The sequence below is a fragment of the Seongchinamella unica genome (assembly GCF_004354085.1).
Lineage (GTDB): Bacteria > Pseudomonadota > Gammaproteobacteria > Pseudomonadales > Halieaceae > Halioglobus > Halioglobus unicus.
Window position 1 is genome coordinate 221,145 of sequence record NZ_SMSE01000001.1, and the last position, 15,203, is coordinate 236,347.

Annotated in this window: 16 protein-coding genes; 8 read left to right on the top strand and 8 right to left on the bottom strand. The window is 60.7% G+C overall.

What is annotated here, in order from left to right:
* Positions 1-2: 2 nt before the first annotated feature.
* The 5 genes from E2F43_RS00990 to E2F43_RS01010 are packed head-to-tail and all read right to left on the bottom strand — an operon-like array spanning position 3 to position 5,196.
* Positions 3-779, bottom strand: a complete 777-nt coding sequence (locus E2F43_RS00990; protein WP_133209015.1) for an SDR family NAD(P)-dependent oxidoreductase — start codon at positions 777-779, stop codon at positions 3-5.
* Positions 780-787: 8 nt separating this feature from the next.
* Positions 788-2,173, bottom strand: coding sequence for an aromatic ring-hydroxylating dioxygenase subunit alpha (locus tag E2F43_RS00995; RefSeq protein WP_133209016.1), 1,386 nt, complete (start codon positions 2,171-2,173; stop codon positions 788-790).
* 10 nt (positions 2,174-2,183) lie between these two features.
* Positions 2,184-3,326, bottom strand: coding sequence for a thiolase family protein (locus tag E2F43_RS01000; RefSeq protein ID WP_133209017.1), 1,143 nt, complete (start codon positions 3,324-3,326; stop codon positions 2,184-2,186).
* A 21-nt stretch (positions 3,327-3,347) separates the two neighbouring features.
* Positions 3,348-3,770 carry a Zn-ribbon domain-containing OB-fold protein gene (locus tag E2F43_RS01005; protein ID WP_133209018.1) on the bottom strand — a complete coding sequence of 141 codons (423 nt, stop codon included), beginning with the start codon at positions 3,768-3,770 and terminating at the stop codon, positions 3,348-3,350.
* A gap of 19 nt (positions 3,771-3,789) precedes the next feature.
* Positions 3,790-5,196: a carotenoid oxygenase family protein gene (locus E2F43_RS01010; RefSeq protein ID WP_133209019.1), complete on the bottom strand. Its 1,407-nt coding sequence runs from the start codon at positions 5,194-5,196 to the stop codon at positions 3,790-3,792.
* 152 nt (positions 5,197-5,348) lie between these two features.
* Here E2F43_RS01010 and E2F43_RS01015 point away from each other — a divergent pair, with 152 nt between their 5' ends.
* On the top strand, positions 5,349-5,777 hold the full coding sequence (locus E2F43_RS01015; protein ID WP_133209020.1) for a nuclear transport factor 2 family protein: 429 nt from the start codon (positions 5,349-5,351) through the stop codon (positions 5,775-5,777).
* Positions 5,778-5,782: 5 nt separating this feature from the next.
* Here the strand turns inward: E2F43_RS01015 and E2F43_RS01020 are convergent, their stop codons facing one another.
* Positions 5,783-6,799, bottom strand: coding sequence for an NADP-dependent oxidoreductase (locus E2F43_RS01020; RefSeq protein ID WP_133209021.1), 1,017 nt, complete (start codon positions 6,797-6,799; stop codon positions 5,783-5,785).
* 151 nt (positions 6,800-6,950) lie between these two features.
* On the opposite strand from E2F43_RS01020, the gene E2F43_RS01025 reads away from it, so the two are divergent.
* The 3 genes from E2F43_RS01025 to E2F43_RS01035 all read left to right on the top strand — a co-directional run bounded on the left by E2F43_RS01025 (position 6,951) and on the right by E2F43_RS01035 (position 10,273).
* On the top strand, positions 6,951-7,295 hold the full coding sequence (locus E2F43_RS01025) for a putative quinol monooxygenase (protein WP_133209022.1): 345 nt from the start codon (positions 6,951-6,953) through the stop codon (positions 7,293-7,295).
* Between the two features lie 15 nt (positions 7,296-7,310).
* Positions 7,311-9,476 (top strand): molybdopterin-containing oxidoreductase family protein, encoded by a 2,166-nt coding sequence (locus E2F43_RS01030; protein ID WP_133209023.1) that lies wholly within the window; start codon positions 7,311-7,313, stop codon positions 9,474-9,476.
* A gap of 122 nt (positions 9,477-9,598) precedes the next feature.
* Positions 9,599-10,273 carry a TetR/AcrR family transcriptional regulator gene (locus E2F43_RS01035; protein ID WP_133209024.1) on the top strand — a complete coding sequence of 225 codons (675 nt, stop codon included), beginning with the start codon at positions 9,599-9,601 and terminating at the stop codon, positions 10,271-10,273.
* A gap of 4 nt (positions 10,274-10,277) precedes the next feature.
* On the opposite strand, the gene E2F43_RS01040 is transcribed toward E2F43_RS01035, so the two are convergent.
* Positions 10,278-11,399 (bottom strand): acyl-CoA dehydrogenase family protein, encoded by a 1,122-nt coding sequence (locus E2F43_RS01040; RefSeq protein ID WP_133209025.1) that lies wholly within the window; start codon positions 11,397-11,399, stop codon positions 10,278-10,280.
* A 125-nt stretch (positions 11,400-11,524) separates the two neighbouring features.
* Between E2F43_RS01040 and E2F43_RS01045 the strand changes: the two genes are divergently transcribed.
* The 4 genes from E2F43_RS01045 to E2F43_RS01060 are packed head-to-tail and all read left to right on the top strand — an operon-like array spanning position 11,525 to position 13,675.
* The gene (locus E2F43_RS01045) at positions 11,525-12,181 is read left to right on the top strand and encodes a nitroreductase family protein (protein ID WP_133209026.1); all 657 of its coding nucleotides are present in this window, start codon (positions 11,525-11,527) and stop codon (positions 12,179-12,181) included.
* 44 nt (positions 12,182-12,225) lie between these two features.
* A complete protein-coding gene (locus tag E2F43_RS01050; RefSeq protein ID WP_133209027.1) occupies positions 12,226-12,777 on the top strand; it encodes a hypothetical protein in 552 nt (183 codons plus the stop codon).
* Positions 12,774-13,211 (top strand): MaoC family dehydratase, encoded by a 438-nt coding sequence (locus tag E2F43_RS01055; RefSeq protein WP_133209028.1) that lies wholly within the window; start codon positions 12,774-12,776, stop codon positions 13,209-13,211. The genes E2F43_RS01050 and E2F43_RS01055 overlap by 4 nt, the downstream gene beginning before the upstream one ends.
* A gap of 20 nt (positions 13,212-13,231) precedes the next feature.
* Complete coding sequence (locus E2F43_RS01060; RefSeq protein ID WP_133209029.1) at positions 13,232-13,675, top strand: GFA family protein; 444 nt, start codon at positions 13,232-13,234, stop codon at positions 13,673-13,675.
* Between the two features lie 86 nt (positions 13,676-13,761).
* Here E2F43_RS01060 and E2F43_RS01065 read toward each other — a convergent pair whose 3' ends face one another.
* Positions 13,762-15,192 carry a carotenoid oxygenase family protein gene (locus E2F43_RS01065; RefSeq protein ID WP_133209030.1) on the bottom strand — a complete coding sequence of 477 codons (1,431 nt, stop codon included), beginning with the start codon at positions 15,190-15,192 and terminating at the stop codon, positions 13,762-13,764.
* Positions 15,193-15,203: the final 11 nt, after the last annotated feature.

Here is a 15,203-nt window from a genome sequence, read left to right on the forward strand (position 1 = left end):
CGTTAAAGATCCGCCAGCACATGGCCACCATCGATGACGATTTCCGCCCCGGTCATATGTGAACTGGCATCGGATGCCAGCAATAACAGGGTGCCGTTCATTTCATCCAGCTCGCCGACGCGGCGCTGGGGTATGCGCTCTACCAGGGTTTGCGCCGCATCTGTTTTGAGCCATTCGCGGATCATTTCCGTGGCAAAGTAACCCGGGCAAATCGCGTTGACCCTGATATTGTGTACCGCCAGTTCCAGCGCCGCCGTTTTGGTGAACTGCGTGACCCCGGCCTTGGCGGCGGCGTAGTTGGTCAGCATGTGCTGTGAGCGAATGGCGAGAATGGAGGCGATGTTGACGATCGAGCCGCCGCTTTGCGCCGCCACCATGCGCCGGGCGCACTCACGGGTGACAAAGGCCACGCCATTAAGGTTCGTATCAACTACCGCGTTCCAGTCCTCATCGCTTAAATCGAGCAACAGTTTGGGGATGGTGATGCCGGCGTTATTGATGACAATCGTGACGACACCGAAACGGGCTTCCACGTTGTCGAGTGCCGCTGCAATACTGGCCGAGTCGGTGACATCCATGGCAACCGCCATCGCTGTGCCTCCGGCGGCAACAATCTCATCACGGGCGTCCTCGACAACCTCAAGACGCCGCGACGCCAACACCACCTTTGCTCCCGCCCGGGCCAGCACCTCGGCAAAATGGCGCCCGAAGCCGCTGGAGGCGCCGGTCACCAGCGCCACCCGGCCAGAGATATCAAAACTGGCAAGTAATTCGTTCATCATCGGCCTCAGGCGTTCAGGTACTTGTCCAGGGTCTGGTGAAAGTGCCGTATGCGAATTTCCTGGTAATTGGCCAGTACCACTTCCCCTGACTTCAGATTGCGCAGACCCTTCTGCACCATTTTCAGATTACTGAGATCCTGGTCGAATACCCGGCCAAGACCGCCCTCCAGCCCGGCTGCCTCGGAGAACAACTGGTCCTTATCGAGTTTCTGTACCGGGCAGTCCGCCGGCCGCTCCGTGCCCTCGGGGAAGCGCATCAGGAAGATGATCTCCATGGTGCACATGCCGGGGTCATCGCCGTAGGGCTTCATGCGGTAGGTGAGATTGGGATGAAAACCGGCCCAGGGCGCAAAGTTGGGGAACAGTGAGTATAGAATCGAGTCCATGATTTCACTGCGGGTGCAGAAACTTGCCAGGTCCACGCCGTACTCACTGGAGTAATGTTCAAAGTAGTACTCGGCAAGCCACTCCCGGGCGCTCATGCCCTCCGGCACCTCGACCCGTTCGCCATCGGTGGTCCAGGCGCCGTGCTCCAGCCAGTCGTTGACCGTGGTATTGGGGTCAACATCCTCAAGGTGCGGACTCACCACGCCCATGGGAGAAATGGTGCGACTGACGTTGTCACCCCAACAATCGTACTGGGAATTCGAATCGCCGAGGTAGGGCATGATCTGCGGGTGAGTCTGCACCGTGTGGTAGGACTCGATAAAGGCCTCCCACGCAACTTTCCAGTTGCACTCGATCACCTTCTCCACGTGCAGCGCCTTGAAGGTGTTCTCCGGTTTCCAGCGGGTAAAATGCGCCGGCAAAATACCCATGTATTCCTGCAGTGACGGCGCCTCCAGGTCCATATTGATGAACACCCATCCTCCCCAGGTAGCCACCTGCACCTGGGGCAGGGAAAATTCCTCGGCCCTGATATGGGGAAAATCCCACTGACAGGGCGCGCCGAGAAAGTCGCCGTCAAGACTCCAGCGGAAGCCATGGTACGGGCACTTGAATTCGCGGGCCGAGCCGTAATCCTTGCGCAACTGGCGACCGCGATGCAGACAGGCATTGTGGTAGCCCTTGATTTCTCCCGACTCGGTGCGGGTGATTACAATTGAATAGCTGGCGATGTCGTAGACGAAATAATCGCCGGGGTTGGCAATCTCAGTTTCCCTGCAGGTGACCTGCCAGGTCTTGCTCCACATCTTCTCGACTTCGCGTTCGTGAAACTCACGGCTGAGGTAGCGATCAGTGGACAGGTTGTCCGAACCCAGGAAAGTATTGGTATTCTCGCGCAGGGCGTCCGGGACCGGATTCACCTCCTTGTCCAGCATCTCCTGGTAGGATTCGCCGCCGGAGCGCGCCACGATCTGACCGTCATCCAATTGAATTGTTCTACTCACGACTCTTCTCCTAGCGCTGCAAAATAGTGACGGCGCTGATACCGGGCGCACCGTATACATGGGTGTAACCCAGCCTGGGATTGCCGGGCATCTGGTGCTGACCGGCCTGGCCGCGCAGCTGCAGTACGTTTTCATAAACCTGGCGCAGCCCGGATGCACCGATGGGCTCACCATTGGCGAGACAGCCACCGTCGGTGTTCACCGGCATACGGCCGCCTATGTGGGTCGCGCCCGACTGCAGCAGGTGTTCCTGTTCTCCGTGTTCGCAGAATCCATTTTCGGCCATGTGCATGACTTCGGCGCCGGACTCGGTGTCCTGCAACTGCAGCACATCCATATCGCCGGGACCGACACCCGCCATTTCAAAGGCGGCGTTGGCGGCATCGACTGTTGGCCCGTCCACCTGTTCCAGTGCCTGGCTGGGAGCGAACACTTCAAAGGACCCAAAACGACGGGACTTCAGTACCGCAGACTTCAGGTAGACCGGTGTGTCGGTGTACTGGCGCGCCCTGTCGGCACGACACAGCACCAGGGCAACGCCGCCCTCCGCGGGCGAGCAGAACATGAACTTGGTCAGCGGGTCGTTGATCATCATCGACCCGGCGATTTCAGTTTCGCTGATCGGCTGGCGGCGCCAGGCATTGGGATTCAGCGAGCCATTGAGAAAGGCCTTGGCCGCGACCTTGGCCAGCGTGTTGGCGGAGATACCGTGGTCGTGCATGTACTTCTGGATTTTCATGGCAAAAAACTGGGTGGTCATCATCATTCCGACCTCGCCATACCAGTCACCCAGCCCCAGTGCCTTTGGGTCGGCGTTGAAGGCGCCGCGGTCATGTTTGTCGAAACCGGCCACCAGGCCGATATCGTGCTCCCCGGACTTGATGGCATGCCAGGCCGCGATCAGCGAGCTGCCCCCGGTGGCGCAGCCATTGGCCACGTTGATAAACGGAATGCCGGTCAGCCCCAGTTCGTTGCCAAGGGCATCGGCATTACCCGAGCTGGCACTGCCGCCAAAAGCAAATTGCATATCCTGCCATTGCACGCCCGCATCCTTGAGCGCCTCGCGGGCGGCATAGGCCCCCTGCTGCAGGCCGCTGCGCGCGGGCGTGCGGCCGAAGGGGTGAATGCCGATGCCGACGATTGCTACATCCATAATGACTGCCCCTGGTTGCCGCTATACCGGCTTGAAGAAATAGCTGACAATTTCAGCGCCGTCCGGGTCGCGGCGATAGGCGTCGAACACAACGTCCATTGCCATACCTATGCGCAGTTTCTGCGGATCGTTTTCCGTCAGGCGCCCCTCTACCCGAACCCCGCCGGGCAGTTCCACATAGCCGACGCCGTAGGGCTGGAAAGTCTCTGGGGTTTCACCGCTGTTATAGGGCGGCTTGGGCATGAATTGCTGAATCGTCCAGGTCCACAGGGTGCCCCGGCGCGGCAACTCCTCGACATCCACCTCCTGGCCGCTGCAGGCCATGCAGGACTCGGCCACAGGAAATGCCGCCACACCGCACTGCCGGCAGCGACTGGCGAGCAGCGCCGGTTGCGGTGACGGCCAGGTGAACAGCCCCTCGGCAATCGGTCGTTTTTCGGTCACGCTGCGACTCCCCGCTGGCTCACAAGGTGAGCCCCTGCATCCAGTTGGCGTGGAAGCCATTGGGCACCCGACCGGGAATATGGATTTTGGCGACAGGACCCGCAGCCACATCGCCGGCGCTGAGGATACTGAGGAAAGGCCCCTCGCCGGGATTGTGCACAAAGCACATCAACCAGCCGTCCTCTTCGCGTTCGCTGTCCGGGTTGGGCACATGCACCGGTTCACCGGCATTGGCTGCTTCGCCGTACTCCCACAGCGCGGTCTCGCCGCTGTTAAAATCGAAACTCCCGGTACAGTTGTAACCGTGGGCATCGCCCCAATCCCGATTGGAGCAGGTGGCATAACCAAGTCGGTACACCTTGCCCATGCGGCGCTCGTCTACCCGTGAAAACTCGCAGAAGATGTCGGAAAACTGCTCATTGGTCACCTGTCGCGTTTTCGGGTCCAGGCTCATTCGGTACATCCGTCGTGGCTGTTTCTCCGTACCTGTGCCCTGGGCCTGGGCGAAGGGAATAGAGTTAATCCACACGTAATCGATAATTATTTTGCCGCCCGCTTCAAAGCCATTGCAGAAGTGCCAGCTGAAGAAGGACTCGGTTTCGAACACGATATTGTTGCCGCTGCCGTCGCGCGGTACCGCGATAATTTTGGTGCCGAGTTCCGGCTCCCAGACGAAGGGATCCTCACCTTTCATCGCCTTCTCCACACTGTGGTAGGTGGGAGCGTAAAAGATCACCACGTAATTCCCGGTGATCTGCAGGTCGTGGATGATGCCCTTGCGCGGGAACTCCACCTCCATGGTCTGCTTGTGGCGCCCCCTGGCATCAAACACCTGCACCCAGTAGTTAGGGCTGTCCCAGCGTTGGGTGCAGCTGATGAGATCGCCCGTGTCCGGGCAGACCTTGGGGTGGGCGGTCAGTGCATCACCGGGCTTGAGTGCACCGTCATAGTCAAACAGTCCGACGGTGGAAAGGTCATGGTTGAGCAGGTGCGGGAAGCCGCCCTCCCAGAGCGCGAGCAATTTGCCCCCGTGATAAATCACGTTGGTATTGGCGGTGTTGCGAATGGGATTGGGTTCACCCCCGGCATCGATCACCTCCTGTGGAACTTCCAGTAACTTGCCGACACTGCCGTAAATCGTTCGACCGAACTTGCGCTCTGTCTTCAGGTGGCTGGTTTGTACCCAACGATTCTTGTACTCAACATGACCGTCGCGAAAATACACCGCGTGTATCATGCCATCGCCATCCAGCGGATAGACGTAGTGATTGGGCTGAAACGCCACGTTGGCGCCATCACGCATGAACGCGCCGGTCAGTTTGGCCGGTATCTCTCCTTCAATGCGCAACTGACGCTCGTCGAAGTCACGCTCTTCCTCGACTGGCGCATAATTGCCCTGGAGATAGGGAAAGGCACTCAAATCCATGGTCTGATACCCGTGTTATTGGCTATTGTGGTATTGATGGATACAACCCTGCCGATATTAGCATCGGCGATTGCATAAAAACAGTCTCGTCTGTTTCTTTTTTTGATCGGCGTTGTAAGATAGGCCAGCACCCACCAAGGAGACCATCACGCATGAGTAGGATTGAAGAAGAACTGGCCCTGCAAAAACTCATGGCGCGCTATGTGGACGCGGCCAATCGACGGGACGGTGAAGCCTGGGCGACGACCTGGGCGGAGGACGGCTGCTGGAATCTGATGGGCATGGAGGTCACTGGCCGTGACAACATTCTGCAACTGTGGCAGCAGGTGGTCGCGGGATTCGAATTTGCCATCCTGATGCCCAGCTCACACCTGTTCCAGGTCGAGGGCGAACGGGCGAGCGGGCACTGGTACCTGCAGGAATTTACCCGCGACCTGCAGGGTGAGAAGTTTGCCGCCATGAGTCGCTACCTGGACGAATACGTAAAAGTAGACGGCCAGTGGCTGTTCCAGTCCCGGCGTTACGATTTTCTCTATCGCGGGCCGGCGGATCTCAGCGGCGACTTCACGGCGCTGCCCTGAGCGGGCTATTCCTCGGGAATGCGCAGCACCAGTTTGCCCTGGTTGCTGCCGTTGAACAGGCGCAGGAAGCCAGGCAACACGTTGTCCAGGCCGTCGATAATCTCCTCCCTCGACTGTAGCTTGCCGTCCATTACCCACTGGGCAAGTTGCGCAACACCCTCGGGAAAGCGCTCCAGAAAGTCCAGCACCACGAACCCCCGCAGGGTTACGCTCCGTGCCACCAGTTGCCACAGGTTCTTCAGGTGGGGGACCTCGTCCGCGTTATACGAAGCGATCCAGCCACACACCACCACCCGACCAAACCGATTCATCTGCCGCAGGGCGGCGTCGAGTATCTCACCGCCCACATTGTCAAAATACACGTCGACACCATCCGGACAGGCGGCGGCAATCGCCTGGCGGTAATCGCCGCAGGTTTTATAGTTGATCGCGGCGTCAAACCCCAGTTCGCCGGTAAGCCAGTTGCACTTGGCCTCGCTACCGGCCATGCCGACCACACGGCAGCCCTGCATTTTGGCGATTTGCCCCACCACCGAGCCCACGGCGCCGGCAGCGGCACTCACCAGCACGGTCTCGCCGGCTTTGGGCTGGCCGATTTCCAGCAGACCGAAATACGCGGTAAGCCCGGTGGGGCCAAGCACACCGAGAAACTGACTCAGGGGAATGCCCAGGGTCTCATCGAGCTTGTTCAAGGTGGCGCCCTGCACCTGGGTGTAGGCCTCCCAGCCGCCCATGGTCATCGCCACATCACCCACTGCGAAGTCTTTGTGCGCCGATGCCACTACCCGACCGATAACCGAAGCCCGGACCACATCCCCCAGCACAATCGGCTCGATGTAATTGGGCTCATCCGACATCCAGCCGCGTATCGCCGGGTCCAGGGAGATATACAGGTTGCGCAGGCGAACTTCGCCCGCGCCAAGGGCAGGCAGCGGCACCTCGCGAACCGGCACGTTCGCCGTGGTGGGTTCGCCTGCAGGACGCGACGCCAGGTAGTACTGACGGTTCAGGGTTTCAGTCATGGCTGCACGGCCTTATGCCTGGGGAGATTGCGGGCAACATAGCCGCTCACAAAAAAGCAGTCAACCCTGATTGTTTTCAATCATCGATTCTGCTACTTTCAATTTCCACCTGATCTATCACTCTGTAAGCAAGATCACAGGAAAATACGCCATGACCGTCATCATTGCAGGCACACTGGACATTCCCGGCGGCGAGCGCGACCAGGCACTGGCCGAAGCGGCGGACCTGATCGGCGAAACCCGCTCACAGGAAGGCTGCCAGCACTACGTCTGGTCGGCGGACCCAGTCTCGGCTACCCGGGTATACGTCTACGAATACTGGACCTCGGTCGAGTCGCTGGCGGCCCACCTGGCGGGGCCTTTTTACAGCCGGATGCTGGAACTGCTGGGCAAGTACCCGACCCAGAATGTGCAGATATCCAAGTTCCGTATCGACCTGGAAGAACCCGTGTATGACCCCCAGGGCCGCCCGCGGGCTGATTTTTTTACCGAGTAAACCCGGAGGCACCCCTTGGCGACTGAGCAAGTCAAAACCTACTGTCGATTCTGTCACGCCTACTGCCCGATGGTGGCCACGGTGGAAGACAATCGCCTGATCGCCATTGGCCCGGATACCGACAACGAAATCTACGGCGGCTATACCTGTGTCAAGGGAAGGCAGATGCTGGAGCAGATCTACCACCCACAGCGACTTGAGCGATCACAGAAACGGCTGCCCGACGGCAGCTTCACCGCCATCGACAGCCAGACCGCCATGGATGAAATTGCCGACCGGCTCCAGACCATCCTGGCGAAATACGGCCCCCGCAGCATTGCCAGCTACAACGGTACCTACTCATTCCAGAATTCCGCCGCCCACGGCATGGCCCGCGCTTTTCACGCGGCGATTGGCTCCCCCAATTACTTCACCAGCGTGACCATCGACCAGCCCGCCAAGGTCGCCATCGCCCCTGCGCGCATGGGCTGGTGGAATGCGGGCTCGCATATGTGGAGCGACTCCGACGTTGCCCTGGTCATCGGCAACAACACACTGATATCGCACTTCTCGGTGCCCGGGGGCGTGCCGTCTTTCAGCCCAGCCAACGCCCTTCGTGAGGGGCGCAAGCGCGGCCTCAAGCTGATTGTCATCGACCCGCGCAAGTCAGAGGTCGCCGCCAGGGCGGACCTGCACCTGCAGGTGCGGCCGGGGCAGGATGCCGCCCTGCTGGCGGCCATCATCCAGGTCATCATCCGCGAGGACCTGTACGACAGGGCGTTTTGCGCGCAGCACACCAGGGGCCTGGCAGAACTGGACGCCGCCACCCGGCGCTTCAGCCCGGAGGCGGCCGCGGCGGCCACTGATATTCCGGTTGCGCAGGTTTACCAGGCCGCGAGGCTGTTTGCAGCGGGCCCGCGTGGGTCTGCCGTCACCGGTACCGGCCCCGAAATGGGGCCGCACCCCAACCTGGTGCAGCATTTATCACTGGCACTGAATGCCATTTGCGGGCGCCACTACCGGGCGGGGGAACGCGTCCCCAATCCAGGTGTGCTGGCGCCACCGGCGCCCCGCCACGCCCAGGCAACCTCGCCGCAACCGCAGTGGCTGACTGAGGGTGTGGCCAGCCGGGTGGCGCCGGACATCCACGAAACCGTGGTGCTGTCGCCCTATGGTCCGGTCAGGGAGATGCCCACGGCGCTGGCCGCCGATGAAATGCTGACCCCCGGCGAGGGACAGATCAAGGCGCTGATCTGTGTCGGTGGTAATCCCCTGCTCGCCTGGCCGGATCAGGAGAAAACCCACCGGGCCCTGGCAGGCCTGGACTTACTGGTCTGCATCGACGTGAAAATGGCGGCGACCGCACAAATGGCAGACTATGTGCTCGCGCCCAAAATTTGCCTGGAGCGCGAAGACGTTACCCTGCTCACCGACATCTGGTACGACAAACCCTATAGCCAGTACACCCCGGCGGTGGTTCAGTCCCGGGGTGATGAAATCGAGGAATGGCAGATATTCTGGGAGCTGGCGAGGCGCATGGGATTGGAACTCGAACTCAACGGCGAGCCCGTCCACATGGGCCGTCTGCCGCAAAAGCTGGAGCTGTTGCAGAGCATCACCCGGGGGTCTCGGGTACCGATAGAGGAGATTGCCAGCAAACCCGGGGGCCATGTGCAGGACGTTGAGGACGTCATTGCCCTGCCGGCGGACCCGGAAACGGCGGGCCACCTGCAACTGTTTCCCGAGGGCCTGGAGGAAGAACTTGCAGCGGCATTCGACGATATGCACGTCGACGCTGACGGTGACTATCCCCAGTTGCTGGTCAGCCGTCGCATGAAGTACACCCATAATTCCACCGGACCGGAGTTTAGCCTGCTGCGTGCTAAAAACAGCCACAACCCGGCGTATATGCACTCCAGTGAACTGGAAAAACTGGGCATAGCCGATGGCGACCTGGTCGAAGTCCGCTCGCGACACGGGGCCATTCCGGCAATCGCCGCAGCCAGCGATGACATCAAGCCCGGCGTCGTATCCATGTCCCACAGCTGGGGCGGCAGCCCCGATCCGGCACAGCAGGTGGACAGCAAAGTGCGGGAGATGGGCAGCAACACCAACCGGTTGATCGACAATCGCCAGCACACGGAGCGCTATTCAGCCATGCCGCGGCTCAGTACCGTGCCGGTTCGCATTTCCAGGCCGTGATGAAACAGCCCCGGCGCCGGCAGCCAAATAGCTACAGCCGGAGCAGGGATTCAGTTACAATCCTGCCTTGAGTGGTCCTGTTTTAAACCGGCGATCCGGTTTACATTAAAAGTGGAGCGGCAATGGCCAGCGGCAACGACAAATCAAGGCAACAAGACCAGGACATCAGCTGGCAGGCACAGAAGAGCGCCATGACCCGCGACCGCATTCTCGATGCGGCCATCAATTGCTTTATCGAGCTGGGTTACACCAACGTCACTACCGCCAAGGTGGCGAGCGTTGCCGGCGTCTCCCGCGGGGCCATGCTGCACCACTTCCCCTCCAAGACCGAACTGATACAGGCCGCGGTGGAATACCTCCACGACAGACTGCTGGAGGACTACACCGAGCGGGTCAAGAGCATTTCACCCCGGCTGAAGGGCAGCAAATTCCGCCGCGCCGGCATCGATGCCTACTGGCAGCACCTCACCGGTGACCTGTTCACCGCCTACCATGAGCTGTGCGTTGCCGGCCGCACCGATGCCGAGCTGAAGGACATCCTGGAAACCTCCAGCGCCAAGTTCGACAAGCATGTGCAGGAGTCAAATGCGGAGTTGTTCAAGGAGTGGCAGGGCACGGGCGACCGTTTCCTGCTGGCCATGGATGTGACCAAGTTCATGATGGAAGGGATGGCCGTGGGGCAGCTGGTCACCAACCGCGAAGCACGGGTAAACCGCCTGCTGGACTACCTGGCCGACCGCCTGGAAGAGATTTTCGAGGAAGGCTCAACCGGCGCTATTGGCCGTCACTCCTCCTGACACCTCAGGCTGCCTGCAGCTGGATGTAGCGCTGCAGGTGGTAGTCCCCGTCGCCGTATAGCTTGGCCAGCAACAGCAAACGCTTGAACAGGTGACTGACAATAAGCTCATCGGTCATGCCTATGCCGCCGTGCAGTTGCACGGATTCATGAGCGATAAACCGCCCCGCCTCGCCCAGCTTCACCTTCAGCGCCGCGCAGGCGGCGGGCGCGCTCTCATTCCCTTCGTCCAGCAGAATCGCCGCGTTGTAGAGCAGCGAGCGGGTCTCTTCCAGCTTCAGGTACATGTCGGCCATGCGATGCTGCAGGGCCTGGAACTTACCGATGGGCTGGCCAAACTGTTCGCGGGTTTTGCAATACGCTACCGTAGTATCCAGCAGCACCTGCATCGCCCCCAGCGACTCCGCCCCCAGGGCGACAATTGCGCGGTTCAGCACCTGCTCAAGAACGGCGACTGACTGCCCCGGCTGCCCCAGTACATTGCCTGCCGGCACGGCCACGTTCTCCAGCAACAGCGCCGCGCCCCGGCTGCCATCGACGGCGGTAAAGGGCCGCCTGCCAAGGCCCGGCGAGTCAGCCGGGACCACCAACAGCCCCAGTTCGTCCGAATCCAGGCGCGCGGTAACGATAAAGTTGTCCGCCACATGGCCGTTGAAGACCGTGGTCTTGCTGCCGGATACCCGATAACCGTCCCCTTCTGTCACCGCCCGGGTGGTGACCGATTCCAGGTCGAAACCGCTGGCGGCTTCGGCCGGGGCAAACGCCCACTGGCTATCACCATGGAGCAAACCCGGCATCCATTGCTCCTGTTGCGCGTCGCTGCCGGCCTGGCTCAGGATGCCGCCACAGGTCACCACACAGTGCAGGTAGGGTTCCCGCACCAGGCCCTTGCCCAGGGCTTCACTGAACACCATCAGGTCGGTCACGCTGCCACCAAGACCACCGCTCGCTTCCGCAAAAGGCAACGCCAGCCAACCCAGTTCAGCAAAGGTTTGCCAGCACTGTGCGTCATAACCCGTTTGCGTCCTGCTCAGTCGCCGGTGGCGATCGACACCGCCGTGATCGGCAACGTATTTCTCCACGCTCTCGCGCAGCAGTAATTGTTCTTCAGAGAGGGAAAAGTTCACTCTTGGCTCCGGCAGTCAGCACAGGCCTAATGCTAACAATCGCCCTCCTATAAAACAATCAGTCACTACTGTTTTATTAAAGAATCGGGTACCCTGTGCACAGCCACCAACCGGGAGCAAGGCCCATGGTAAAGCTGAACCTGAGTGCAGACGAAGTGCTGACCACAACCCGCGCCGTGCGCAAGCGGCTGGACCTGGACCGACCAGTGGAAATGGAGGTACTGCGCGAATGCCTGGAAATCGCCCAGCAGGCGCCTTCCGGCTCCAACGCCCAGGGATGGCATTTTGTGCTGCTGACCGACAGTGAGAAAATCAAGACCATCGCCGGCTACTATCAACAGGCTTTCGCCGAGTACGAAACAGGGCCTGCCCAACCCACCTTACTGCACACTGAAGACCCGGAAATGGCCCGGGTGCAGCAGAGGGTACTCGGGTCCGCCCAATACCTGGCGGCCAATATGGGAAGAGTGCCGGCCATGCTTATTCCCTGCATGAGCGGCAGGCCTGACAACCCCGAACTGCCGCCGGGGATCATCGCCGGCATGTACGGCTCGGTAATCCCCGCCGTATGGAGCTTTATGCTGGCGGCGCGCGAACGCGGCCTCGGCACCTGCTGGACAACCCTGCACCTGAAACACGAACAGGAGGTGGCCGCGCTGCTGCAGATTCCTGCCGGCTACTCTCAGGTGGCGCTAATCCCCATTGCCTACACCCGGGGAACCCAGTTCCAGCCCGCACCGCGGCTGCCGCTGGACCCGGCCATTCACATCAATGGCTGGTAAGCGGACATCTGGACAATGACCGCAGAGCAAACACCCCCGGCCTGTTGCAATGGCTGCCAACGCCGCCCGGGGGAGAATGGCGCGCCGGCTGGGCGACGCTGGCGGCAGGCCGCTGTGCCATTCTCGCCGGAAGGGCGGTAGTCATGGCTCGCCACCCGGTGCCCGCCGCAGCCGATATCGAGGCGCTCGCCGGACACCGATTTCCCGGCGGCACGTATCGCATTGCCCACTGGGAAAACGTTTTGCTCAGCGGTTGCACCGGTGCCGATTTGCTGCCCGACGGCATCGCCCACCCCAGCGCCCTGTTTCACCTGCCCATTGCCGGCAGTGGCACCAGCATTGCCGAGATGTTTGCGCTTGGTCAGGCGGAGTCAGACCTCTCTATCATGATTGAGAGCTACGACTGGGAATTCTTCCAGCCCCTGCGCGAGGAAACCGACTACCGGGTAGAGGGAAAGATTCATTCCGCCGAGCGCATCCAGGAACAGGACCGGGAATACGACCGTATCCAGTTTTGCTTTGCGGTGAGCCTGGCCTCCGGCGAACCCGTCGCCCGCTCGGTGGTCACCTGGCATTACACGAGGAATACGTTGTGACGGTAGCGGTCGGCGATCGCATTCCCGAGTGGGTCATGCCCGAGGTCAGCGCTGAACGTATGCGCACCATGGCAGCGCTGCTGCGCGACCCCAATCCACTGCACTGGGACAGGGACGCAGTGGCGGCCCTACCCCTGGGCCTGGGCCGGCGAACCATCAATCAGGGGCCGCTGGGGCTGGGCTACATGGTCAACATGCTGCATGCCTGGGCTGGCCCTGGCTGTATTCGCAAAATGGTCACCCGCTTTCCACAGGTGGTGCTGGACGGCGAAACGGTAATCGCCAGGGGCGAGGTCACCGCTGTCGACAACACTGGCGACCTCCAGCTGATCGAGTGCAGCATCTGGCTGGAGCACGCCGAGAGAGGCATTCTGCTCGAAGGGGAAGCGACCGTCGTGCGCCCCGGCTCCCACCAGCCGCAGGCAGAACCATAACCAGAAACACGGAGAGAAACATGAGCTATTCCTGCCAGTGTCCCTGCGGCACTACCCGCTACCAGATTCACGGCGAACCGATTCTCAGGTTTTACTGCCACTGCACTATCTGCCAGCAGCAGTACCAGGCGCCCTACGTGGATGTATCCCTGTTCAAGCTCAGTGATGTGGACTGGCCTGAAGGCCAGGAGATCACCTACAGCCGGTTCAAACGCTTTGGCGCGGTCGACCGCGGGCGCTGCCCGGCATGCGACAAGCCCATTCTTTCCAAAATGGGTAAAGGCGACAAGGCGTTCGCATTCCTGGCGGCGAGAAACTGTGTCAACGCCGGGGACTTACCACCAGCCGACATGCATGTGTTCTATGGCACGCGCACCGCCGACGTGGAGGACGACCTGCCCAAGTACAATAACGTGTTCAGCAGCCGCTATGCGTTTATCAAACGCATGATGGCCGGGTCCTGACCCCATAGCCAGCGCCCTGTTACTGCCAAGGGCGCCTGCGGAACAGAGCGCGACGCCACCGGCCTTGCCGCCGCTCGCGGCTATAATTATTGCGCCGGACGCCAGGTGCCGTGAAAGCCCGGCGGCACCCGGTGGGACAGGTTCGCCCGGGCTATCGGCCCGGCGGTGATATCAAGGGCGTTGAAGATCAGCAGGCTGCTCAGTCGGGTATCGAAATCGATGGTCACCGCCAGCAAGTAACCGTCGCCCTCGGAGGCGTCGTCGCTGCGCGGGACGAACAAAGCCTCAGACACCATGCTCCTGCCACAGGAATAGGTCAGTGCTTCATTGCTCTGGTGATCCCAATAACCAATGGTGTTGTAGAGGTTCTGGTTAACCTCCATGTCACTCTTCAACTGCCCGTCGGTGGTGGTATACCAGCCGTGACGATAGGGCCGGCCGGCATAGCGCAAATCGATTTGGGGGAATTCCAGCTCGAAGTCATCCAGCGGCGTGGACTCAACCCGGGCGTCCGGGTTGCTCAAATCAATGGTCCAGCGGCACAACTGACTGCTCACCTCGCCGGTAGTTTCACCCTCCAGGGTCGGGAACAGGGGCGCCCGGGTGAACTGCGCGGCGTCCACGGTAATTACCCCGTCCTGATCAAAGGCGTTCATAAAGTGGAAAACAAAGCAGTTGTCCATTTCCAGCCAGCGAATACCCTCGGCACTGTCGGCATTGCGCGGCAGCACGCCAACGTGAACCCCTTTGCTGGGTTCCCAGGCGAAGGGAGGCCCGCCCTCCATGGCCCGTTCCAGGCTGCCGGTAATGGGGAATATCGGGATGACGATATAATTCTCGGTGATCACGAAATCGTGAACCATCGCCGAGTAAGGGGTGGGAATATGAATACTCTGGGTCAGTACACCATCCGCATTGACCTTGTGCACCATGACATCTTCTGAAAACGGCCCGGTGGCCATATAGGCGAAGAACACCATTTCACCGGTGGCAGGGTCAATTTTCGGGTGGGCAGTCATGGCCGTGTGCAGCTTGCCGCGGAATGTCCAACTGCCAATGGAATCAAGCGTCAGCGGATCGATCTCGTAGGGCCTGTGCCCCTCCTCCATGACCAGCATCCTGCCGCCGTGCCATACCGCCGCGGTATTGGCCAGGCCCTCCTTGTCGGCAAGCGTGAACTCGGCGTAATCCGGGTCACAGTCGAAGGGGTTCATGGCATTGATAACCGCCCTGCCCTCCATGTCCTCGATATTGAACTTGGCGGTGCGGACCCAGCGGTTGATGTAGTCCACCCTGCCCTCGGCGATATGGAAGGCGTGCACCATGCCGTCACCTGCAAACAGGTGGTAGTCGCCCCTCGGCCTGAAACGCTGGTTGGGTCCTGCACGGTAAAGTGTGCCATGAAGGTCCTTGGGGACTTCCCCCTCAATGACGAGGTCCTGTGCCTCGCACTCCATCTGGATGGGCCCCCAGGGAAAGTTGAGGAAGGGGTTGTCTGCGGGCATTGCCTGGGCCATGAGGATCTCGC